Origin of the sequence: Umezawaea sp., assembly GCF_036375055.1 — a bacterium.
Lineage (GTDB): Bacteria > Actinomycetota > Actinomycetes > Mycobacteriales > Pseudonocardiaceae > Umezawaea.
Genome location: NZ_DASUSQ010000167.1, coordinates 25,415 through 47,007 on the forward strand (window position 1 = coordinate 25,415; position 21,593 = coordinate 47,007).

The window sequence follows — 21,593 nt, forward strand, 5'->3', positions numbered from 1 at the left end:
GTTGCGGCATACTGCCGCCGTGCGGGTGAACCCTGAGTTGACCGTCGTGTTGAGCGCCCTGCTGGTCGTGACCGGCTGCGGCCTGTTCCAGTCGAGGCCTGGTCCCGACCAGATCACCTCGGACTTCCTCGCCCACCTCTCCAGCGGTGACACGCAGGCCGCGGCGGCGATGACCGACGATCCGGGTCAGGCGAAGGACCTGCTGGACAAGGTCCGCGCCGCGCTGAAGCCGGAGTCCGTCAGCGTCGAGGTCGAGCAGGTCCGCAACGCGGAGGGCGAGGGCAGCACGGCCGACGCGACCATCACCTACGACTGGAACCTCGGCCACAACCACGTCTGGAACTACCAGAGCAAGGTCGAGCTGCGCCGGGACGACGACGACTGGAAGGTCCACTGGCTGCCGTCGCTGGTGCACCCGAAGCTGGCCGCGCAGCAGAGCCTCGCCCTCGCGGAGCTCACGCCGAACCTCGCGCCGGTCCTGGACCGGGAGGGCGAACCGCTGCTGGCGCCCGAAACGGTCGTGTCCATCCTGCTCGACCGCAAGGAGATCACCGACCTGCCCGCCGTCACCGCGGCGCTGGCCACCGCGCTGACCCCGTTCGACAAGGCGATCACCCAGCAGTCGATCACCGACGGCGCGGCGAAGGTGCCCGAGGGGCAGGTCTACCAGGTGGCCGCGCTGCGCGACGCTGACTACCAGGCGGTCAAGCCGCAGATCTACGAGCTGCCCGGCGTCCGGTTCAGCACCCGGACCAGCCTGCTGCCCCCGGTGAAGAAGTTCGGTTCGCAGATCCTCCCCGCCATCCGCAAGTCGGTGGAGGAGCAGGTCGCGGGCCGTTCCGGCTTCCGCGTCTACACCGTGGCGGCGGGCGGCGACGAGCTGGAGGGCCTGCACGAGAAGGCGTCCGAGCCCGCCGAGGCGGTCAAGACCGCGCTGAGCAAGGCGGTGCAGGTCGCGGCCGAGGACGCCGTGGAGCCGCTCCCGGAGGCCGCGATGCTCGTGGCGATCCAGCCGTCGACCGGCGACATCCTCGCCGTGGCGCAGAACGAGCCCGCCGACGTCCAGGGCGCCATCGCCCTCACGGGCCAGTTCGCCCCCGGCTCCACGTTCAAGATCGTCTCGGCCCTCGCGGCGCTGGAGGACGGCAAGGTCCAGGCCGACACCGCCGTGCCGTGCCCCGGCAAGACCACCATCGACGGCCGCCGGATCGTGCCGAACGACCACGACTTCGACAAGGGCACCATCCCCCTGCACAGCGCGTTCGCCTTCTCCTGCAACACGACGTTCGCCGAGATCGCCGCGGGCCTGCCCGCCGACGCCCTCACCAAGACCGCCGACAAGCTCGGCCTCGGCGTCGACTTCGAGGTCCCCGCCATCACCACGATCACCGGCTCGGTCCCGCCCGCGACCGACGTCGTGGAGCGCGCCGAGGACGGCTTCGGCCAGGGCAAGGTCCTGGCCAGCCCGTTCGGCATGGCCGTCGTGGCGGCCACCGTCGCCAGGGGCGAGCAGCCCATCCCCTCCCTGCTGCGCGGCCAGGAGACCAAGGTCGACCACCGCTCGGCCACCATCGCGCCGACCGTGCTGGAGCCGATCCGCCAGATGATGCGCGAGGTGGTGGACGTCGGCACGGCCCAGCTCCTCGCCGACATCCCGGACGTGCGCGGGAAGACCGGCACGGCCCAGTTCGGCGACGGCGTCAACTCCCACGGCTGGTTCGTCGGGTACCGGGGCGACCTGGCCTTCGCGACCCTGGTGCTGGGCGCGAACTCCTCCGTGCCCGCGATCGAGGTGACCGGGAAGTTCCTGCGGGCGTTGGGCTGAGCGACCTGCTCCCGGTGCGGCGCACGGTGCCGGTGGAGCGGATCGGGCTGGGAGAACCCCGTCACCACGCCACCGGGCACGCCCGACGTGCGGGAGCGGGCGAGCACATCTCGATCACCGGTCGGGGCGAGGTGGTCGCCGCTCCCTGGGTGACCTGGAGGCGTTCGTCACCTGCGCCGAGCAGCTCGCGACCGCCGCCCTGGCCGCCTGCCTGCGGGTGGTCGCTCCCGCGCGGCGACCACGTGACGCCCGACCGGTCTCGCGCCGTAGTGTGGAGGCATGTCCGTGCGTGCCGCCCTGAAGCCAGGTGAACTGTCCCCCCGCCGTTCCGTCCCCGCCGCGATAGCCCGCCCCGAGTACGTGGGCAAGCCGGGCCCGACGCGGAGCGACGAGCCGTGGGTGCAGCCGCCCGAGGTGGTCGAGGCCATGCGGGTCGCGGGCAGGCTGGCCGCCCAGGCGCTCCAGGAGGCGGGCAAGGTCGTGGTGCCCGGCGTGACCACGGACGAGATCGACGCGGTGGCGCACGAGTTCCTCTGCGACAACGGGGCCTACCCGTCGACGCTCGGCTACCGGGGCTTCCCGAAGTCGTGCTGCACCTCGCTGAACGAGGTCATCTGCCACGGCATCCCGGACTCCACGGTGGTGGAGGACGGCGACATCGTGAACATCGACGTGACCGCCTACATCGGCGGGGTGCACGGCGACACGAACGCGACCTTCCTGGCGGGTGACGTCAGCGAGGAGAACCGGCTGCTGGTGGAGCGCACGCACGAGGCGACCGTGCGGGCCATCAAGGCGGTGAAGCCGGGCCGCCAGCTGAACGTGGTGGGCCGGGTCATCGAGGCCTACGCGAACCGGTTCGGCTACGGCGTCGTGCGCGACTTCACCGGGCACGGCATCGGGCGCTCGTTCCACAGCGGCCTGGTCGTGCTGCACTACGACGCGCCGCACGTGCCGACCGTCATCGAGACCGGCATGACGTTCACGATCGAGCCGATGATCACCCTCGGCGGGATCGAGCACGACACCTGGGCCGACGACTGGACGATCACCACCAAGGACAAGAGCTGGACCGCTCAGTTCGAGCACACGATCCTGGTCACCGAGGACGGGGCCGAGATCCTCACAGTCTGCTGAGCAGCGCCACCAGCGCCGCGGCGACCTGCTCCGGGTGGGTCGCCGCCGCCAGGTGGTGCAGGTCCAGCTCGCTGACCGGCCAGCCCAGCTCCGCCGCCGCGGCGGCCGCGTCGGCGTACTCGGCGCTGAGCCGCAGGTACGCCGAGGGGCCGGGCCAGGGCACCGACGGCCGCTGTTCCTTGAGGAACGCCAGCGGCACCTCGGGGGCCTCCTCCAGGATCTCCGCGAGCTGCGCGGGGTCCGGGATCAGGGTCGGGAGCAGCTCCGGTGGGAACCAGCGGTCCCAGCGGGGCATGACGTCCTCGCGGGAGATCTTCCGCATGTGCGCCATCAGCTCGGGCGAGAACGTCTCGCGCCAGCTCTTGCCCGGTGTGGGCAGGTCGGCGTCGAGGTAGACGAGCGCGCCGACCGGGGTCTCCAGCGCGTCGGCGAACGCGGGCAGCAGCGGGCCTGCCCCGCTGTGGCCCACGAGGACCACCTCGCCCTCCACGGCGGAGTCGTCGACGGCGTCGGCGAACTCGCCGATCATCCGCTGGTGCACCGGCGCCGAGTTGACGCTCACCCTCAGGTCGAGCACCACCACCGGGTGACCGTGCGCGGCGAGCGCGTCGGCCAGCGGCCGGAAGGTGGCGGGTCCGAGGAAGGGGCTGTGCACCAGGACCGTGGTGGCGGGAACGTCGACCATGGGGGGAATGATGTCAGTCTGAGCGGGTGGACGGGGGGAGTGCGGTCGTGACCGGTGCGCTGCTGGTGGCCGGGACCACCTCGGACGCGGGCAAGAGCGTCCTGGTGGCCGGGCTGTGCCGCTGGTTGGCGCGCGAGGGGGTCCGCGTGGCGCCGTTCAAGGCGCAGAACATGTCGAACAACTCGGTGGTCACGCCGGACGGCGGCGAGATCGGCCGCGCGCAGGCCGTGCAGGCGGCGGCGTGCGGGCTGGAGCCCAGCGTCCGGTTCAACCCGGTGCTGCTCAAGCCGGGTGGGGACCGGACGTCGCAGGTCGTCGTGCTGGGCCGCGCGGTCGGCGAGGTGTCGGCGCTGTCGTACCGGGAGCGCAAGGCCGAGCTGCTCCGCACGGTCTTGTCCACATTGGACTCGCTGCGGAACGACTACGAGGCCGTCGTCTGCGAGGGCGCCGGGTCGCCGACCGAGATCAACCTGCGGGCGAACGACATCGCGAACATGGGGCTGGCGCGGGCGGCGGACCTGCCGGTGCTGGTGGTCGGCGACATCGACCGCGGCGGTGTGTTCGCGCACCTGTTCGGCACGCTCGCGCTGCTCGACCCGGCCGACCAGGCGCTGGTGGCCGGGTTCGTGGTCAACAAGTTCCGCGGCGACCCCGCGCTGCTGGAGCCGGGGCTGCACCAGCTGAAGGCCCTCACCGGCCGCCCCGTGCTCGGCGTGCTGCCGTGGCGGGAGGAGCTGTGGCTGGACGCGGAGGACTCGCTGTCCTACAGCGCGGACGGCGTGATCGGCAGGCCGAAGCCGCCCGTCGGCGAGCAGTGGCTGCGGGTCGCGGTCGTGCGGCTGCCCCGGATCTCCAACGCCACGGACGTGGAGGCGCTGGCGTGCGAGCCGGGGGTGTCGGTCCGGTTCGTCACCGAGCCGTCGCGGGTCGCGGACGCGGACCTCGTGGTGCTGCCCGGCTCCAAGGCCACCGTGACCGACCTGGCGTGGCTGCGGGAGACCGGGCTGGCCGACGCGATCACCGCGCACGCCCGGCGCGGCCTGCCGGTGCTCGGGGTGTGCGGCGGGTTCCAGATGCTCGGCACGCGCATCGAGGACGCCGTGGAGTCGCGGGCGGGCACCGTGGACGGCCTCGGCCTGCTGGACCTCGACGTCCGCTTCGAGCCCGCCAAGACGCTGCACCGGCCGTCGGGCACCGCGTTCGGCGAACCCGTCACGGGCTACGAGATCCACCACGGCCGGGTCGCGCGCCGCGGTGACCTGGACACCCTCGTGACGCTGCCGGACGGCGTCGGCGAGGGCGCGCTGACGGGGTCGGTGGCGGGGACGCACTGGCACGGCCTGCTGGAGAACGACGGGTTCCGGCGGGCGTTCCTGCGCTGGGCCGCGGACAGGTCCGGCCGCGACGGCTTCACGCCCGCCGAGGACGTCGACTTCGCCGCCGCGCGGGCCGCCCAGCTCGACCTGCTCGGCGACCTGGTCGCGGACCACCTGGACACCTCGGCCGTGCGGCGGCTGCTCGACGGCGGCGCGCCCGCGGGGCTCCCGTTCGTGCCTCCGGGGGCTCCCACCTGACGCCATCGGAATTCCGAATGCCGTCCCGGTGGAGATCATCGTTCACCACAATGGTCGAGTGTGGCCGTGGTGATCACGGACTAGACAGGAAACTCCGACCGAGGAGGCGCGATGGCCGAACGTGACTTCGTCGTGGACACCGCTCGCAGCGTGGTGGCCGATCTCGCGCCGGACGAACTGGCTCTCTTCGAGCCCGTCAGCCGCGCCTACCTCCGCGATCCCAAGAAGGTCCTCTCCGACCGCGACCGGCCGGGGGCCGTGCTGGGGTCGGGCATCGACATCGCCATCGCGCTGCTGTCACCGGTGGCTCTGGGCGTCGCGACCGCGGTGTACGAGCACCTGCTCGACAAGACCGGCGAGGCGCTCGTCGAGCGCGGCGGCAAGCTGTTCAAGCGCCTGCGCCGCCCCAAGGACGCGCCCGAGATCACCGCCGACCAGCTCGACGGCCTGCGCGCGCTGGCGATCGAGCGCGCCAAGGAACTCGGGGTGGCCGACGACCTGGCGGAGAAGGTGGGCGACGCGGTCCGGACGACGCTCGAGCGCGAGCTGTAGTGGGGTCCGGCAGACCGGAGTTGCTCGGCACGCCCTCCGGCACGACGCTGCGCTTCGGCACGCTCGTGGCGCTGGCGCTCGCGACCACCTGGTTCGTCGCGGGCTCGTTCGCCTCCGCGTGGCCCGCGGACCCGTTCCTGGAGGACGCGAGCTGCCAGGTGAGGGCGGACCTGTACCTGACGTCCACGAACAGCGTCGACCCGGACGAGGCCAAGTGGGCCCTGTACCGCGAGTGCATGTCGGGTCTCTTCCTGCCCCGGATCGGGTGGCTGGTCGGTGGTGTGGCGCTGCTCCTGCTGGTGGCGGCCGTGGTCTACGTCGTCCTGCCGCGGTGGCGGGTCCGCCGGTCGCGGTTGGAACTGCTGGACCACGAGTCCTGCCCGGCGCTGTGGAGCAAGCTGGAGGGCCCGCTCGGCGAACTGGTGGCCAAGGCCGGTCTGGCGCGGGCGCCGGAGTTCCGGCTGGACCCGTACAGCACGCGGGCGGGCGGGGTCGCGTTCGGCACCCGCCGGAAACCCGTGGTGTGCCTGGACGCCGGCCTGGTGGCGCTGCTCGACCGCGACCGGGCCGGGTTCGACGCCGTGGTGCTGCACGAACTGGCGCACGTCCGCAACGGCGACGTGGCGACCACCTACGCGACGCTCTCGGTGTGGCGGGCGGTGCTGTCGGTGGTGCTGCTGCCGTACCTGGTGTTCTACCTGAGCCCGCTGCTGGACTGGAACCTCCCCAACCTGGACTCGCCGATCACCGCGGGCCTGCTCGTCCGGGTGTTCCTGCTGGTGCTGCTGGTGTACGCGGCGCGCACCGCCGTGCTGCGCTCCCGTGAGCGCTACGCCGACGCGCTGGTCGCGCTGTGGACCGACGACACCGATCCCTACCGCACGCTCAGGGCGGAACCCGAGCACCGCCGCGTGCTGAGGTGGATCGCCATCCACCCGACCCGCGTCGCGCGGAACGCCGCGATGAGCGACCCGAAGTCGTTGCTGCGCAACGGTTTCGGCGAGGCGCTGATGAGCGGCCTGGCGATCCAGCTCGCCTGGTCGCACCTGGTCGCCGGGTTGAGCGGGATCAGCTGGTACCGCGAGGGCAACGAGTCGTTCCTCGTGATGCGCGTGGTGTGGAGCGTCGCCGTCGCCTCGCTGGTGTGCGTGATCGCCCTGCGCGGCGCCGCGTACCTGCGGGCGGGCGGCGTCGGGCGGTGGACGTTCGTCCGGCCGGGCCTGGGGCTGGGGCTGGGGCTGGCGATCGGCCTGGAACTGGACCTGTCCCGCGCCGCGGCGCGGATCTTCGGCAACGGCTTCGTGGTGCTCGGCGCGGCGATCCTCGTGCTGGTCACCGCGCTCGTCTGCGCCTGGGCGGGACTGGTGGCCGTGCGGCTCGCCGACCGGGCGCGGGGGTGGCTCGGCGCGGTGTCCGCCGCCGCCGTGGTCGTGGTGTGCCTGAGCTTCCTCGGGTGGTTCCGGGAGTTGCTGGTCGCCGAGGTGCTCTGGCGCGACCACCTGGGTCCGGCCTTCACCCTCGTGAGCGGGTACGGGCGGGTGGCCGGGATCGTGGTGGTGCCGTTCCTGCTGAACTCCGACCGGGTCCTCACGGCCGCCGCGGTGGCGCTGCTGTGGCTCGTGCCGCTCCTGCTGGGCCGGGGGTCGGCGCGTCTCGGCGTGCTCGCGGGACTGGTCGGCGCAGCCGGGTGGGGTGTGGTCGCGGTGGCGCTGTCCTTCACCGCGGGCGGTACGCCGGAGGCCGCCGCGGCCCGGTCGGCGTGGGAACTGGTGGCGGTGGTCGCCGTCCAGGTGCTGGTCGCCGCGCTCGTCGCCCGGCGGTCCGAGCTGGTCACGGCGCTGCTGGCCACCTGGGTCGTCGGGGTGGTGGGCTGCCTGGGGATCTGGGCGCTGCACCTGGACGGCTGGCAGGTCGACAGCGTGCTGGCCGCTCGCCCGTCGCAGGTGCTGCCGGTGCTGGGTGTCGTCGCCGCGCTCGGTGGAGCGGTCTTCGCCCGTGGTGCGGTCGTGCCGCGGCGAGGTTCGGGTCGACTGGTGGTCGCGGCCGTGCTGGTGGTGTCCGCGGTCGCGGTGGTGTGGTGGCCGAAGGCCCCGCGGGCGGCGGCGCTGCTGCCGGAGGCGGGGCCCGAGGTGGTGGTGAACACCGACCAGGCGGTCAACACCTGGCAGTACGGCGGCGGGTTCGACCAGTTCATGGCCGTCAGGTTCGCGAGCGACGAGGTGTTCAAGGCGTTCGAGGCGGAGGACACCGCGCGGATCGCCGAGGCCTGCGAGAAGGCCAGCGCGCGCAGCGAGGAGGCGGCGGCGTTCCCCGAACCGCCGGGCGCCGAGGTCGCCGAGTCCTGGAGGGCCGGCCTGGCGCTGCTCGTGCCCGGCGCCCGCGAGTGCGTGAAGATCTACCGCGACGGGGGCGGGGACTCGCAGGTGATGCTCGACGGGTTCATCAAGTCGCTCCCCGACTTCGAGCGGACGTTGACGCTGCTCAACGCCGCCAGGGAGAGCACGCTGCCCGGTTCCGGCTGACGGGGCCTGATCGCGGTGCTCGCCATGCCCGCGATCACCAGCAGCGCGGCCGTGCAGCGCAGGACGGTCAGCTCCTCGCCGAGGACGAGCCACGCCGACAGCATCCCCGCGACCGGCACCAGCAGCGAGAACGGTGCGACGGTGCCCGCGTCGTACTCGCGCAGCAGGTACCCCCACAGGCCGAAGCCGAGCAGCGTCGAGATCCACGCGACGTACCCGAGCGCCGCCGCGCCGGTCCAGTCGAACGCCGCCAGCGCGGCCAGGTCCGCGTCGACGCCCTCGACCAGCAGCGACAGCCCCAGCAGCGGCAGGACGGCGACCGCGCTGACCCAGACGATGAAGCTCAGCGCGTCCGGCGGCTTCGCGTAGCGGGTGATGACGTTGGACAGCCCCCAGCACGCCGCGCCCGCGACCACCAGCGCGAACGCGCCGAGCGGGCTGCCGACGCCGTGGTCGAGGGCGATCACCAGGATGCCGACCGAGGCGACCCCGATGCCGATCAGCTGCGTGCGGCGCGGCCGTTCGCGCAGCAGCACGGCCGCGAACACGACGGTGAAGACCGCCTGGCTCTGGAGCACCAGCGACGACAGCCCCGCGGGCATCCCGGCGTGCATGCCGGTGAACACGAAGCCGAACTTCGCGACGCCGAGGACCAGGCCGACCGCGGCCACCCACTTCCACGCGACCCTCGGCGGGCCGACGAGGAACAGGGCGGGGACGGCGGCGGCGAGGAACCGGAGACCGGAGAACAGCAGGGGTGGGAAGTTCCGCAGACCGATCTCGACGACGACGAAGTTGACGCCCCAGATGGCCGCGACGAGGACCGCGAGAGCGGCGTGCCGTGGTTTCACCCGACCGAGTCTGGGTGGGCCGACAGTTAAGCACCAGCGAGATTTGCTTCACCCCAGGGTTTAGCATTGCTTCATGATGGACCTCGGCAGGCTCCGCGCGCTGCACGCCGTCGCGACCCACGGCTCGGTCGGCGCGGCGGCGTCCGTGCTGGGCTTCACGCCCTCCGCGGTGTCCCAGCAGATCGCCAAGCTCGAACGCGAGACCCGCACCACGCTGCTGGAACGCCGTGGTCGCGGTGTCGCGCTGACCGATGCCGCCTACGGGCTCGCCGCCACCGCCGCGCAGGTGCTGGCGCTGGTCGAGGAGGCCGAGGTGACCCTGGAGGAGCAGCGCGGCGCGGCGGTCGGCACGGTGACCATCGGCGCGTTCGCGACGGCCGCGCGGGGCCTGCTGCCGCTCGTCCTGGTCGACCTGATCACCCGGCACCCCGCCCTCGACGTCCGCACGGTCGAGCTGGACCCGCCCGACGCCCTCCAGGCCGTCGCCCGCGGCGAACTGGACCTGGCCGTCACCCACGACTGGGTCAACACCCCGCTGGCCGTGCCGGAGTCGTTGTCCCGCAGCACGGTGGGCCAGGACTACGCGGACGTGCTGCTGCCCGTCGCGCACCCGCTCGCCGACCGCCCGTTCCTCGTCCCCGAGGACCTGGCCGGGCAGCGCTGGATCTGCCAGCCGGAGGGGACCGTCTGCCACGACTGGCTGGTCAAGACGTTCCGCGGCGCGGGCCTCGAACCGGACCTCGCGCACCGGGTCGGCGAGTACGAGACCCAGATCGCCCTGCTCGCGCACGGCATCGGCGTCGGTCTGCTGCCCAGGCTCGGCCGGGGCGCGCTGCCGCCGACCGTGCGCGCGGTCCCGCTGCACCCGACCCCGACCCGGCGGCTGTTCGCGGTGTGGCGCACCAGGGCGGGCAGGCGACCCGCCATCACGGCAGCGCTGACGTCGCTGCGGGCGTGCTGGGAGCACCGGAGCACCGCGTCGGGCGACCTCGTCGACCACGGCAGGCCCACCGAGGCGCCGTGACCGGAGCGCCGACCCGGTCGCGCGCCCTCCGCCGGTCGACCCCGGCAGCGTCGGCGGACGCCCGCGGCGAGGTCAGGGCGCGAACCGCACGTCGTGGTCCTGGCCCGGAGCGAGGAAACCCAGCAGGGACAGGCCTTCCTCGGCCAGGGCACTCCGGTCCTGTGCGGACACCTCCCGGTACGGCGTGATCGTGAGGACGCCCCCGTCGACCTTCCAGGTGCCGCTGAGGAACCCGTCGAGCAGGAAGCTGGGCGGGAAGACGGCGTTCGACACACCGCCCCAGCGGGCGCGGTGCTCGTCGGACATGATCCGCGTCCGGTCGGCGTGCGAGAGGAGCACGTTGTCGAAGTCGGGCAGGAAACGGGGCGGGGCCGGGGTTTCCGGGTCGGTGAGGACGCCGTCCGGGACGTCCAGCAGCGTTCGCCCCGACTCGTCGCGGTAGGTCTTCAGGTCCAGCCGGTCCACCACGGCCCGCAGCCCGGTCAGCCGCGACCACGCCGCCACGTCCGCGACGCTCGCCGGACCGAACGCCGCCAGGTACCGCAGCACCATCTCGTCCGGATCGGCCTCGGCCGGGATCTCGGTGGCGAGCCACGTCGCCGCGACGGCGTTGAGCGGTTGCCCGCTGCGCCCGAACACGCCGCGCGGAGGCGTCTGCACCACGGGCAGCAGCGCCTGGACCAGGGAGCCCAGCCCGGTGATCCCGTGGTCGGGCCACCGCCGGGTCAGCTCGGCGGCCAGCTGGGCGTTCGTCATCGGCGCCGCGTCGAGCAGCGACCTGGCCGCGGCGACCAGGTCGGCCAGGTCCTCGGCTCGCCGGGAACGGGCGAAGTTCGCGGTCGCCGTGCGGGCCAGCATCGGCTGGAGCGCGGGCCGCAGCCGCACGCAGTCGCGGGCCGTGACGAGGTGCAGCGTGCCGCGCATCAGCGTCGTGCGGACCGCCGTGCGGTCCAGCAGCATCGCGCCGACCTCGCCCGCGTCGAAGTCCCGCAGCCGCGACCACAGCGCGACGTACGGCGACGAGGTCGCCTGGGCCTGCAACCCGACCAGGTGCTCGATCGCCCGGTCCGGTGGCAGGTCGTGCCGTTCCAGCAGCATCTGCCGGGCCAGCGTGGTGCGGTTGAGCGTTCGCGTGGTCAGCATCTACAGGCTCTGGAAGAAGGCGCGGACGTCGTTCGCCAGCAGGGCGGGCTGTTCGAGGGCGGCGAAGTGGCCGCCGCGGTCGAACTCGGTCCACCGCACGATGGTGTTCGTCCTCTCCGCGATGCTCCGCACGGGCAGGGCGATCTCGGCGGGGAACACGGCCACGGCGGTCGGTGTCGTCGACACCTCCGTCGCGGTCCAGGACCTCGTCGCCTCCTTGTACAGCCGGGCGGACGAGCCCGCGGTGGCGGTGAGCCAGTAGACCATCACGTTGGTCAGCAGGAGGTCGCGGTCGACGGCCTCCTCCGGCACGTCCTCCGAGTCCGTCCACTCCTTGAACTTCTCGACGATCCACGCGAGCTGCCCGACGGGGGAGTCGGTGAGGCCGTAGGCGAGCGTCTGCGGCCTGGTGCCCTGGATCCGCTGGTAGCCCGACATGTCGTCGGCGAAGTGCTGGAGCATGCCGAGCCGGGCCCTGTCGTCGTCGGTCAGCCCGCTCAGGTCGTCACCGGGGAACGTCAGCACCATGTTCAGGTGCACGCCGACCACGTGCTCCGCGTCCACGATCCCGAGGTCGCGCGAGACCGCCGACCCCCAGTCACCGCCCTGCGCGCCGTAGCGCTCGTAGCCCAGCCGCGCCATCAGCTCCGCCCACGCGGTCGCGATGCGCCGCACGTCCCACCCCGTGTCGCGGGTCGGGCCGGAGAAGCCGTAGTTGGGCATGGAGGGGATGACGAGGTGGAAGTCGCGCGACAGCGGTTCGACCACGTCGAGGAACTCGACGACCGAGCCCGGCCAGCCGTGCGTGAGGACCAGCGGCAGCGCGTCGGCCCTGGCGGAGCGGACGTGCAGGAAGTGGATGTTCGCGCCGTCGATGGTCGTCGTGAACTGGGGGAAGGCGTTGAGCCGCGCTTCCCAGGCGCGCCAGTCGTAGCGCGTGCGCCAGTGCTCGACGAGGTCCTTCAGGTACGCGACGGGCACGCCGTCCGCCCAGCCGGTCCCGTCGGGTTCGGCGGGCCATCGGGTGTTCGCGAGCCGGGTGTGGAGGTCGTCGAGTTGCGACTGCGGGATCTGGATGCGATAGGGCTCCATGGGATCAACCATAGGATCGCCCGCGGACGGTTCCGGTCCGCGGCCTCACTCGCCGTGTCGTTGCAGGATGTCCTCCAGGAAACCGCTTGCCTCGGCCGCCGCTCGGACGGGGTCGCGGTCGCGCACGGCGTCCAGCAGCCCCGTGTGCGACACCGGCGGGTCGAGGTCCTCGTCCACGGTCGCCGTGATGCTCGCGCGGACGGTTTCGTTCAAGCCGCGGTACAGCTCGCTCAGCAGCGTGTTGTGCGACGCTTGGACGAGCAGTCCGTGGAAGGCGGCGTCGTGCTCGATCATCCGCTCCCAGTCCTTGGCCGCCACGGCCGCGTCGCGCTGCGCGAGCAGGGCTGTCAGCTTGCGCAGGTCGTCCTCGGTCCGGTGCGTCGCGGCCAGCCGCGCGCCCTCGACCTCCAGCGTGCGCCGCACCTGGAGGACCTCGCGCAGCTCGGTGCCGCACAGCCGCCGCACCGCTCCGGAGATCTCGCTCGTGGCGCGGACGAACGTGCCGTCCCCCTGCCGCACCTCCAGCAGTCCCGCGTGGGACAGCGCCCGAACGGCCTCGCGCACGGTGTTGCGCCCGACGCCGAGGGCCTGGACGAGCTCCGGCTCCGGCGGGATGCGGCGGCCGACGGGCCATTCGCCGCTGCTGATCGCACCTCTCATCTGGTCGATCACCTGATCGACGAGGCCCGCCCGCCGGGTAGTGGCCAATGGCACAGCAAAGTCCTTTCATCCGAACATCCCATGTCTGGGACAGTAGTCGGGTGACGATTCCGCGATCGATACCGTCGAGTGATAACACTGCCACCGATAGTGGTGTCTCCGCGACGGTTCGGGTACACGGAGTGGTTGAACCCGTAGGACGACGCCGACATGTGGCCGTCACCGGCGGCATCCTGTTGGCGGCAGGCGTCACCCTCGCGGCAGCCAACCTGCGACCCGCGGTCACCAGTCTCGCCTCGGTGCTGGGCGACGTCCGGGCCGGTCTCGGCGTCTCGGCGGCCTGGACGAGCCTGCTCACCGCCGTGCCCGTCCTCTGCTTCGGCGCCGCCGCCTTCGCCGCGCCGTGGGTGGGCAGGCGCCTCGGCCTCAAGCGGGCGGTCGGCTCGGCGCTCCTCGTGCTGACCCTCGGCCTGCTCCTGCGGGTGGTCGACGGCCCGCTCGTGGTGCTCGGCGGCACGTTCGTCGCCTGCGCGGGCATCGCCGTCTGCAACGTCCTCATCCCCGTCGTGGTGAAGGACTCGTTCCCCACGAGGATCGGGCCGATCACCGGGATCTACACCGCCGCGATGGCCGCGGGAGCGGGCGCCGGTGCCGCCCTGACCCCGCCGCTGGAGGCGTTCCTCGGGAGCTGGCGGCTGGCGGTCGGCGCGTGGGCGCTGCTGTCGCTGGCCGCGCTGCTGCTCTGGCTGGCCGGGTCCCGCCGCGGCGTGGCGGGCCGCGTCACGGGCCCGCCGCCCGGCCGCTCCCTGCTGCGCAGCCCGCTGGCGTGGGTCATGACGGTCTTCTTCGGCAGCCAGGCCCTGCTCGCCTACACGGTGATGGGCTGGCTCCCGGCGATCCTCGGCGACGCGGGCGTCGACCGCACCACGGCGGGCTTCCTGCTCGCCATCACCGTCGTCCTCGGCGTCCCGGTCAGCTTCGTCGTGCCACCGCTGGCCGCCCGCTGGCGCTCGCAGACCGGGATGGTGCTCGTCCTCGGCGCGCTGCTGCTGGCGGGAGTGCTGGGTCTCGCGTTCGCACCCGGCACCCTGACGGGCCTGTGGGTGCTGCTGGTCGGCCTCGGCATGGGCGGCATGTTCCCGCTGGCGATCGTGCTGGTCTCGCTGCGCTCGTCGACCACCGCGGACACCGCCCGGCTGTCGGCGATGACGCAGAGCATCGGCTACCTGATCGCGGCCACGGGCCCGTTCGCGTTCGGGCTGCTGCGCGACTCGACGGGCGCGTGGACGACCTCGATGCTCGTCCTGGCGGGCCTGGTCGTGCTGCTCACCGCGCTCGGTTCCATCGCGGGCCGTCCCCGCACCGTGTAGGACGGCTCCACGGGCGAGGAAGCGCACGGCGACGGCTCGCCGACCCCGACGAGGTCGTGCGTTCGCTCGGCAGCTGATCACGGCTGTCGCGGGTCCCGGCGGTCGCGACGGGCCATCGCGACCGCCCGGACGCCGTTCGACTAGTCCAGCGGCAGGTTCAGCAGGGCGTTCTCGACCAGTTCCGGCATGGCCGGGTGGATCCAGTACTGGCCCGCGGCCATCGTGCGGGCGTCCAGGCCGAAGCTCATGGCCTGGATGAGCGGCTGGATGACCGTCGGGGCCTGCGGACCGATGATGTGCGCGCCCAGGATCTGCCCGGTGGCCGGGTCGGCGAGGACCTTGGCGAAGCCGCTGTGGTCCTCCATCGCCCAGCCGTAGGCGATCGACGCGTACGCCTGCGTGCCCTTCACGTACCGGACGCCCTGCTCGACCGCCTGCTCCTCCGTGAGGCCGACGGAGGCGATCTGCGGGGACGAGAACACGGCCGACGGCACGAACCGGTGGTCCGACTTCCTCGGCGAGTCGGGGTGCAGCAGGTTGTGCCGCACGACCTTGCTCTCGTGGTTCGCGACGTGCTTGAGCTGGTACTCGGAGCTGATGTCGCCGAACGCGTAGATGCCGTCCACGACGGTCCGCTGGTACTCGTCCACGACGATCCGGCCGTCCGGGTGGGTGGTCACACCGGTCTGCGCGAGGTCGAGCAGGTCGGTGTTCGGGGTGCGGCCGACCGCGATCAGCAGCGCCTCGGCGTCCACGACCTCCGCGCCGTCCGGACCCTCCAGGTGCAGGCGGAGGCCGCCGTCGGTGCGCTCGGCGCGCACGGTCTTGCGCTGCAACCGCACGTCCCACCTGTCGGTGGCGAGCGAGGTGAAGCGCTCGGCGATCTCGTGGTCCTCGTGGCGCAGCAGCAGGTCCGAGCGGGCGATCATCGTGACCTTCACGCCGAACGACGAGAACACGTGCGCGAACTCGTTCGCGACGAACCCGCTGCCCAGGATGACCATGCTCTCGGGCAGCTCGTCGAGCCGCATCACGGTGTCGCTGGTGTGGTAGTCGACCGTGTCGAGGTCCACGACGTCCGGGATGACCGGCCTGCTGCCCGCGCCGATCGCGAACCGGTCGGCGGTGATGACCTCGCCGGTGCCGGTGTCGAGCGTCTTCGGGCCGACGAACCTCGCCGTGCCCTGGTAGACGGTCACGTTCGCGTTGTCCTCGGACCGCCAGCGCAGCCCGCCCGCCGAGATGGGGTCGATGCGGCCGAAGATCCGGTCCCGCACGTCCGGCCACCGCACGCCGTCCAGGTGCTCGTCGACACCGAACTTGGCGGCACCCGACGGGGTCGAGGCCACGTCCGCGGTGTGCACGAACATCTTCGTCGGGATGCAGCCGACGTTCAGGCAGGTGCCGCCGAACACGCCCTTCTCGACGATCGCGATCTGCTGGCCGGCGAACCGCTCGTCGGGGATCGAGTTCCCGGAGCCGCTGCCGATGATGACGAGGTCGAAGTGCCGCACGATGCCGTCCTGCCTGGTAGGTGGGGTTCCTACTCTCTCAAACGGGCAGGACGGCCGTGCGATTCCCGCTCAGGTTTGCTGGAAGACAGGGGTGAGGATCGCCCGCGCGAGCGTGTGGAACGCCAGGTTGAAGCTCACCACGGCGGGCGAGGCGTCGCCGTCGACGTCCAGCTCCTCCACGTCGACCGCGTGCACCACGAAGAAGTACCGGTGCGCCGGGTCGCCCTCCGGCGGGGCCGCGCCGCCGAACGCGCGCGTGCCGTAGTCCGAGCGGACGTGGAACGCGCCACCCGGCAGCGAGTCGTCCGACCCACCCGCGCCCGCGGGCAGTTCCGTCACCGACGCGGGCAGGTTCACCGCGACCCAGTGCCAGAACCCCGACGGCGTCGGCGCGTCCGGGTCGAAGCACGTCACCACGAAGCTCTTGGTCCCCTCGGGAAAACCGGACCAGCTCAACTGCGGAGAGGTGTTGCCGCCCGCGTGCACCTGCGCCTGCGGCAACGTCTCGCCGTCGCGCACGTCGGTCGACGTCACGCTGAACGAGGGCACCACCGGCAGCAGCGAGTAGGGATCGGGAGCAACGGGGCGCTCAAGGCTCATCGGGTCCTCCACGGGTGATCATCGGTCGATCCGAGCCTAGTGGGGGCACTCGGACGGCGCAGTTTCCCGTGTTCGCAACCACGGGGGCCGCCGAGCGTCTCTAATGGGGAAGCGCTCCTCGGGGCGGAGCGCTTTCCGGCCACACTTGGGGAGGGGTAGCCATGAGGACTCGTTTGCGCGCGGTAGTCGTGTTGTTCGCCGCTTTGACCGCTGTCGCGTCGGTGGTGTCCACGGCGTCCGCGTCACCGTCCACGCCGTTGCTGACCAACGTTCGAGTGGGGGCGCACGCCACGTACGACCGGATCGTGCTGGACTTCACCGGGCCGAAGCCGACGATCCCGTTCGCGCAGGTCGTGCCCGAGCTGACCTACGACGGGTCCGGCCTGCCGGTCAACCTGCCGGGCACCTACTTCTACCAGGTCGTGACGTGGCCGGGTGCCGCGCACGACGACAACGGCGACCCGACCTACACCGGTCCGCGGAAGTTCACGACCCCGCAGCTGTCCAACGTCCAGGCGTTCGCGATCACGGGCGACTTCGAGGGCCAGCTGACCGTGGGGCTCGGCTACCGCCGGGCCACCTGGCAGTCGGTCTCGGTCCTGGAGAACCCGACGCGGGTCGTCATCGACATCGGCGTCTGAGTCCTCGGACCCAGCCGTCGCACGAGGAAAGGCCCCGCTCGGATGACCGAGCGGGGCCTTTTCACGTCCGGACTACGCCGCGGCGGTCACCGCGGACGCCGCGGGCTCCAGGGCGTGGACCAGCACCTCGCGGACGTCCGCCACCAGGTGCACGGTCAGCGCCTCGCGGACCGACTCCGGCACGTCGTCCAGGTCGGGCTCGTTGCGCGCCGGGAGCAGCACGGTCGTGATGCCCGCCCGGTGCGCGGCCAGCAGCTTCTGCTTCACGCCACCGATCGGCAGCACGCGGCCGGTCAGCGACACCTCGCCGGTCATCGCCACGTCCGAGCGGACCGGCCTGCCCGAGAGCAGCGACGCGAGCGCGGTCGTCATCGTGACGCCCGCGCTCGGGCCGTCCTTCGGCACGGCACCGGCGGGCACGTGGACGTGGACGCCGCGGTCGGCCAGCGAGCCGACGCCGAAGCCCAGTTCGTCGTCGTGCGACCGCAGGTAGGACAGCGCGATCTGCGCCGACTCCTTCATCACGTCGCCCAGCTGCCCGGTCAGCGTGACGCCGCTCGCGCCGGAGTCCTTGGCCGCCAGCGACGCCTCGATGAACAGGACGTCGCCACCGGCACCCGTGACGGCCAGCCCCGTCGCAACGCCGGGGACCGAGGTGCGCTCGGCCGATTCCGGCGTGTGCTTCGGCTTGCCCAGGTAGCCGCGCAGGTCGGGCACCTCGACGCCGACCGGCAGCGCCTCCTCGTCCAGCGCGACCTTCGCCGTGACCTTGCGCAGGATGCGCGCGAGGCCGCGTTCGAGCTGCCGCACACCGGCCTCACGGGTGTACTCGCCCGCCAGCTTGCGCAGGGAGTCCTCCGAGATCGTGACCTCCTCGGGCGTCAGGCCGGCCTTCTCCAGCTGCCGGGGCAGCAGGTGGTCGCGGGCGATCGTGACCTTCTCGTCCTCGGTGTAGCCGTCGAGCTGCACGAGTTCCATGCGGTCGAGCAGCGGCGCGGGGATCGTGTCGAGCACGTTCGCCGTGGCCAGGAAGACCACGTCGGACAGGTCGAGGTCGACCTCCAGGTAGTGGTCGCGGAACGTGTGGTTCTGCGCCGGGTCGAGCACCTCCAGCAGCGCGGCCGTCGGGTCGCCCCGGTAGTCCGAGCCGACCTTGTCGATCTCGTCCAGCAGCACGACGGGGTTCATCGTGCCCGCCTCGGTGATGGCGCGGACGATCCGGCCGGGCAGCGCGCCGACGTACGTGCGGCGGTGGCCGCGGATCTCGGCCTCGTCGCGCACGCCGCCCAGCGCGACCCGGACGAACTCGCGGCCCATGGCCCGTGCGACGGACTCGCCGAGCGAGGTCTTGCCGACACCGGGAGGACCGACGAGGGCCAGCACGGCGCCGCTGCGCCGACCGCCCACGACGCCCATGCCGCGGTCGGTCCGCCTGCGGCGCACCGCCAGGTACTCGGTGATCCGCTCCTTCACGTCGTCCAGACCGGAGTGGTCGGCGTCGAGCACGGCCCGCGCGCCGCGGATGTCGTAGGCGTCGTCGGTGCGCTCGTTCCACGGCAGTTCCAGCACCGTGTCCAGCCACGTGCGGATCCAGCCGACCTCGGGGGACTGGTCGGACGTGCGCTCCAGCTTGTCCACCTCGGCGAGCGCGGCCTTGCGGACGTGCTCGGGCAGGTCGGCGCCCTCGACGCGGGCGCGGTAGTCCTGCTCCTCCGTCGCGGGCTTGCCGTCCAGCTCGGCCAGCTCCTTGCGGATCGCGGCGAGCTGCTGGCGCAGCAGGAACTCCCGCTGCTGCTTCTCCATGCCCTCCTTGACGTCCTTGCGGATCGTCTCGGCGACGTCCAGCTCCGCCAGGTACTCGCGGCCCCACTCCAGCAGCTTCTCCAGCCGCTCGTTGACGTCGCTCGTCTCCAGCAGCCAGACCTTCTGGTCCTCGGTCACGTAGGAGGCGTAGCCCGCGAGGTCGGCCAGCGCCGACGGTTCGTCCACCTGCTGCACGGAGTCGACGACCTGCCACGCGCCGCGCTGCTGGAGGATCGTGGTCACCAGCGCGCGGTACTCGCGGGCCAGCTCGGTGGTGCGGTCGTCGGCCTCGGGGATGTCGGCGACGGTCGCCTCCACCCACAGCGCCGCGCCCGGTCCGGTCGTCCCGGTGCCGATCCGCACGCGCTCGGTGCCGCGCACGACGGCCGCCCGCTCGCCGCCGGACAGCCTGCCGACCTGCTCGATCACGGCCAGCGTGCCGACCTTGGCGTACTTGCCGTCGAGCCGGGGCACCAGCAGCAGCTGCGCCTTGGCGCCGTTCTCGGCGGCGGCGGTGGCGGCCTCGACGGCGGCGCGGGCCTCGGCGTTGGCGTCCGCGCCGGAAAGCCGGACGGGAACGACCATGCCGGGGAGCACGACCACGTCGTCGAGGGGCAACACCGGAAGTGCCAGAGTCTTGCCCATCAAGTCACCCTCCAAAGTTGAGTCTGACTGGCTCAACCAAGTGGAGTCGGGGATTGTTTCCGCCGGGCGTTCGCTCTGAGCGAGCACCTAGGGTGTCGCAATGCAGAGCCTCGACCTGGACGGCCAAGGGCTGACCGAGTTCCCCGACCTCCCGCCGGACCTGTGGGAGCTCAGCGCCTACGACAACGACCTCACGGCGTTGCCGGACTCGCTCTGGGAGCTCGTCGAGCTCCGCTCGCTCAACGTCGCGGCGAACCGCGTCGGCGAGCTGTCGCCGAAGATCAGCGGGCTCACCACGCTGCACACCCTCGACCTCGGGCACAACGCCCTGACGGCGCTGCCGGATTCCCTCGGCGACCTGACCTCGCTCGACCGGTACCTCTACCTCGGCGACAACCGGCTCACGTCCGTGCCGGAGTCGCTGGGCGGTCTGGTGAAGCTGCGCTACCTCAACATCGCCGACAACCTGCTGACCTCGCTGCCGGAGAGCGTCGGCGGCCTGGCCGGCCTGCGCGAGCTCCGGCTCTACGGCAACCGGCTCGCGGCGCTGCCGGAGTCGATCGGCGACCTCACCCGGCTGCGGGAGCTGCACCTGCGCGGCAACCTGCTGACGGAGCTGCCGGGGTCCCTCGGCCGCCTGACCGACCTGCGCGAACTCAGCCTGCGCGACAACCACCTGACCGCGCTGCCCGTCGAGATCGGTGACCTCGCCGCGCTGCGGGTCCTCGACCTGCGGAACAACGCGCTGTCGACGCTGCCGGACGTGCTCGGCGGCCTGCCCGCGCTGGAGAAGCTCGACCTCCGCTGGAACAAGCGGCTCGCGATGCCGCTGTGGCTGCTCGACCTGGAACGGCGGGGCTGCGTCGTCCTCACCTGACCGCACCTGGACAGTTCCCGACGCGGCGGGGTTGGATCGAGTGTGATCGACATAGCATCGGTGGAGGGGCTGTCGTGGATCTGTGGGTGCCGTCCTCGGTCGACCTCACCCGACCGAGCGTCGCGAGGATGTACGACTACTTCCTCGGCGGCTCGCACAACTTCGCCGTCGACCGCGAGGCCGCCAAGGCCGTCGAGAAGATCTACCCCGGCATGGCGGGCGCCGCGCGCGCCAACCGCAACTTCCTCCGCCGCGCCGTCCGCTACCTGTCCGACCAGGGCGTCGACCAGTTCCTCGACCTCGGTTCGGGCATCCCCACGGTCGGCAACGTCCACGAGATCGCCCAGCAGACCAACCCCGGCGCCCGCGTCGTCTACGTCGACGTGGAACCGGTCGCCGTCGCCCACAGCATCGCCATGCTGGCGGAGGAGCAGCACGCCGTGGCCGTGCGCGCCGACCTGCGCGACCCCGACGAGGTGCTGGCCACCCCGGAAGTTCGCGAGGTGCTGGACCTCGACCGCCCGCTCGCGGTCCTGCTCTCCGCGGTCCTGCACTTCGTGCCCGACGGCGACCACCCGCACGCCGCCGTCGCCCGCTACCGCGACGCCGTGTGCTCCGGCAGCTACGTGGCGATCTCCCACGGCAGCCTGGACGGCGTCACGCAGGACGGCGTCACCAGCGGCGAACGCGTGCAGGCCGTCTACCAGCGCTCCGACGCCCGTCTGGTCCTGCGCTCCGCCGCCGACATCGCCTGCTTCTTCGACGGCCTCGACCTGGTCGACCCCGGCGTCGTGCTGCTGCCGGAGTGGCGTTCCGACTCCGACGACGCGTACATCAGCGCGTACGTCGGGGTGGGCCGCAAGCCGTGACCGACCCTGTGCCGCTGACCCGCGTACGCCCATTCGAGTCTCATGTGGACTCGAAAGAGTGAGTGGCGCGCCAAGGGGATAACGCTGCGTGCGGGAGCTTCGACGGAACGGGCGACCGGAACACCGGTGCGCTCAGGTTGGAGGCACTCCCATGACGCAACCGCCCGCAGGTCCTCCCGATCCCCCGCCCCCGTACGGGCCGCGACAGC

17 protein-coding genes and 1 pseudogene are annotated in these 21,593 nt (G+C 72.3%); 10 read left to right on the top strand and 8 right to left on the bottom strand.

Annotated elements, in window-relative coordinates:
• Positions 1-19: 19 nt before the first annotated feature.
• Both VFZ92_RS39440 and map read left to right on the top strand, forming a co-directional pair.
• Entirely contained in the window at positions 20-1,825 is a 1,806-nt protein-coding gene (locus VFZ92_RS39440; RefSeq protein ID WP_330882722.1) for a penicillin-binding transpeptidase domain-containing protein, read from the top strand.
• Positions 1,826-2,104: 279 nt separating this feature from the next.
• Positions 2,105-2,962 carry a type I methionyl aminopeptidase gene (gene map / locus VFZ92_RS39445; protein WP_330882724.1) on the top strand — a complete coding sequence of 286 codons (858 nt, stop codon included), beginning with the start codon at positions 2,105-2,107 and terminating at the stop codon, positions 2,960-2,962.
• Here the strand turns inward: map and VFZ92_RS39450 are convergent.
• Positions 2,949-3,647, bottom strand: a complete 699-nt coding sequence (locus VFZ92_RS39450; protein ID WP_330882726.1) for an alpha/beta fold hydrolase — start codon at positions 3,645-3,647, stop codon at positions 2,949-2,951. The genes map and VFZ92_RS39450 overlap by 14 nt on opposite strands.
• 47 nt (positions 3,648-3,694) lie before the next feature.
• On the opposite strand from VFZ92_RS39450, the gene VFZ92_RS39455 reads away from it, so the two are divergent.
• The 3 genes and pseudogenes from VFZ92_RS39455 to VFZ92_RS39465 form a co-directional block, all read left to right on the top strand.
• The gene (locus VFZ92_RS39455) at positions 3,695-5,221 is read left to right on the top strand and encodes a cobyric acid synthase (protein ID WP_330882728.1); all 1,527 of its coding nucleotides are present in this window, start codon (positions 3,695-3,697) and stop codon (positions 5,219-5,221) included.
• Between the two features lie 111 nt (positions 5,222-5,332).
• Positions 5,333-5,773 carry a hypothetical protein gene (locus VFZ92_RS39460; RefSeq protein ID WP_330882730.1) on the top strand — a complete coding sequence of 147 codons (441 nt, stop codon included), beginning with the start codon at positions 5,333-5,335 and terminating at the stop codon, positions 5,771-5,773.
• A 236-nt stretch (positions 5,774-6,009) separates the two neighbouring features.
• Positions 6,010-6,729 (top strand): annotated as a pseudogene (locus VFZ92_RS39465) (M56 family metallopeptidase); the annotation flags it as partial.
• A gap of 1,439 nt (positions 6,730-8,168) precedes the next feature.
• On the opposite strand, the gene VFZ92_RS39470 reads toward VFZ92_RS39465, so the two are convergent.
• A complete protein-coding gene (locus VFZ92_RS39470; protein ID WP_330882732.1) occupies positions 8,169-9,146 on the bottom strand; it encodes an EamA family transporter in 978 nt (325 codons plus the stop codon).
• 73 nt (positions 9,147-9,219) lie between these two features.
• On the opposite strand from VFZ92_RS39470, the gene VFZ92_RS39475 reads away from it, so the two are divergent.
• Positions 9,220-10,170, top strand: coding sequence for a LysR family transcriptional regulator (locus tag VFZ92_RS39475; RefSeq protein ID WP_330882734.1), 951 nt, complete (start codon positions 9,220-9,222; stop codon positions 10,168-10,170).
• A gap of 72 nt (positions 10,171-10,242) precedes the next feature.
• Here the strand turns inward: VFZ92_RS39475 and VFZ92_RS39480 are convergent, their stop codons facing one another.
• The 3 genes from VFZ92_RS39480 to VFZ92_RS39490 are packed head-to-tail and all read right to left on the bottom strand — an operon-like array spanning position 10,243 to position 13,119.
• On the bottom strand, positions 10,243-11,313 hold the full coding sequence (locus VFZ92_RS39480; protein ID WP_330882736.1) for a winged helix DNA-binding domain-containing protein: 1,071 nt from the start codon (positions 11,311-11,313) through the stop codon (positions 10,243-10,245).
• On the bottom strand, positions 11,314-12,405 hold the full coding sequence (locus tag VFZ92_RS39485) for an epoxide hydrolase family protein (RefSeq protein WP_330882738.1): 1,092 nt from the start codon (positions 12,403-12,405) through the stop codon (positions 11,314-11,316). It lies immediately after the preceding gene.
• 45 nt (positions 12,406-12,450) lie between these two features.
• On the bottom strand, positions 12,451-13,119 hold the full coding sequence (locus VFZ92_RS39490) for a FadR/GntR family transcriptional regulator (RefSeq protein WP_330882740.1): 669 nt from the start codon (positions 13,117-13,119) through the stop codon (positions 12,451-12,453).
• 158 nt (positions 13,120-13,277) lie between these two features.
• Here VFZ92_RS39490 and VFZ92_RS39495 point away from each other — a divergent pair, with 158 nt between their 5' ends.
• Positions 13,278-14,435, top strand: coding sequence for an MFS transporter (locus VFZ92_RS39495; RefSeq protein WP_330882742.1), 1,158 nt, complete (start codon positions 13,278-13,280; stop codon positions 14,433-14,435).
• Positions 14,436-14,575: 140 nt separating this feature from the next.
• Here the strand turns inward: VFZ92_RS39495 and VFZ92_RS39500 are convergent, their stop codons facing one another.
• Both VFZ92_RS39500 and VFZ92_RS39505 read right to left on the bottom strand, forming a co-directional pair.
• On the bottom strand, positions 14,576-15,949 hold the full coding sequence (locus VFZ92_RS39500) for a mycothione reductase (RefSeq protein WP_330882744.1): 1,374 nt from the start codon (positions 15,947-15,949) through the stop codon (positions 14,576-14,578).
• Between the two features lie 69 nt (positions 15,950-16,018).
• The gene (locus VFZ92_RS39505) at positions 16,019-16,549 is read right to left on the bottom strand and encodes a YbhB/YbcL family Raf kinase inhibitor-like protein (RefSeq protein ID WP_330882746.1); all 531 of its coding nucleotides are present in this window, start codon (positions 16,547-16,549) and stop codon (positions 16,019-16,021) included.
• Positions 16,550-16,710: 161 nt separating this feature from the next.
• Between VFZ92_RS39505 and VFZ92_RS39510 the strand changes: the two genes are divergently transcribed.
• A complete protein-coding gene (locus VFZ92_RS39510) occupies positions 16,711-17,190 on the top strand; it encodes an AMIN-like domain-containing (lipo)protein (RefSeq protein WP_330882748.1) in 480 nt (159 codons plus the stop codon).
• A 72-nt stretch (positions 17,191-17,262) separates the two neighbouring features.
• On the opposite strand, the gene lon is transcribed toward VFZ92_RS39510, so the two are convergent.
• Positions 17,263-19,638: an endopeptidase La gene (gene lon / locus VFZ92_RS39515; RefSeq protein ID WP_330882750.1), complete on the bottom strand. Its 2,376-nt coding sequence runs from the start codon at positions 19,636-19,638 to the stop codon at positions 17,263-17,265.
• Positions 19,639-19,738: 100 nt separating this feature from the next.
• On the opposite strand from lon, the gene VFZ92_RS39520 reads away from it, so the two are divergent.
• Positions 19,739-20,515, top strand: coding sequence for a leucine-rich repeat domain-containing protein (locus VFZ92_RS39520; protein ID WP_330882752.1), 777 nt, complete (start codon positions 19,739-19,741; stop codon positions 20,513-20,515).
• 74 nt (positions 20,516-20,589) lie between these two features.
• Positions 20,590-21,384 (top strand): SAM-dependent methyltransferase, encoded by a 795-nt coding sequence (locus VFZ92_RS39525; protein WP_330882754.1) that lies wholly within the window; start codon positions 20,590-20,592, stop codon positions 21,382-21,384.
• The last annotated feature ends 209 nt before the right edge of the window (positions 21,385-21,593 follow it).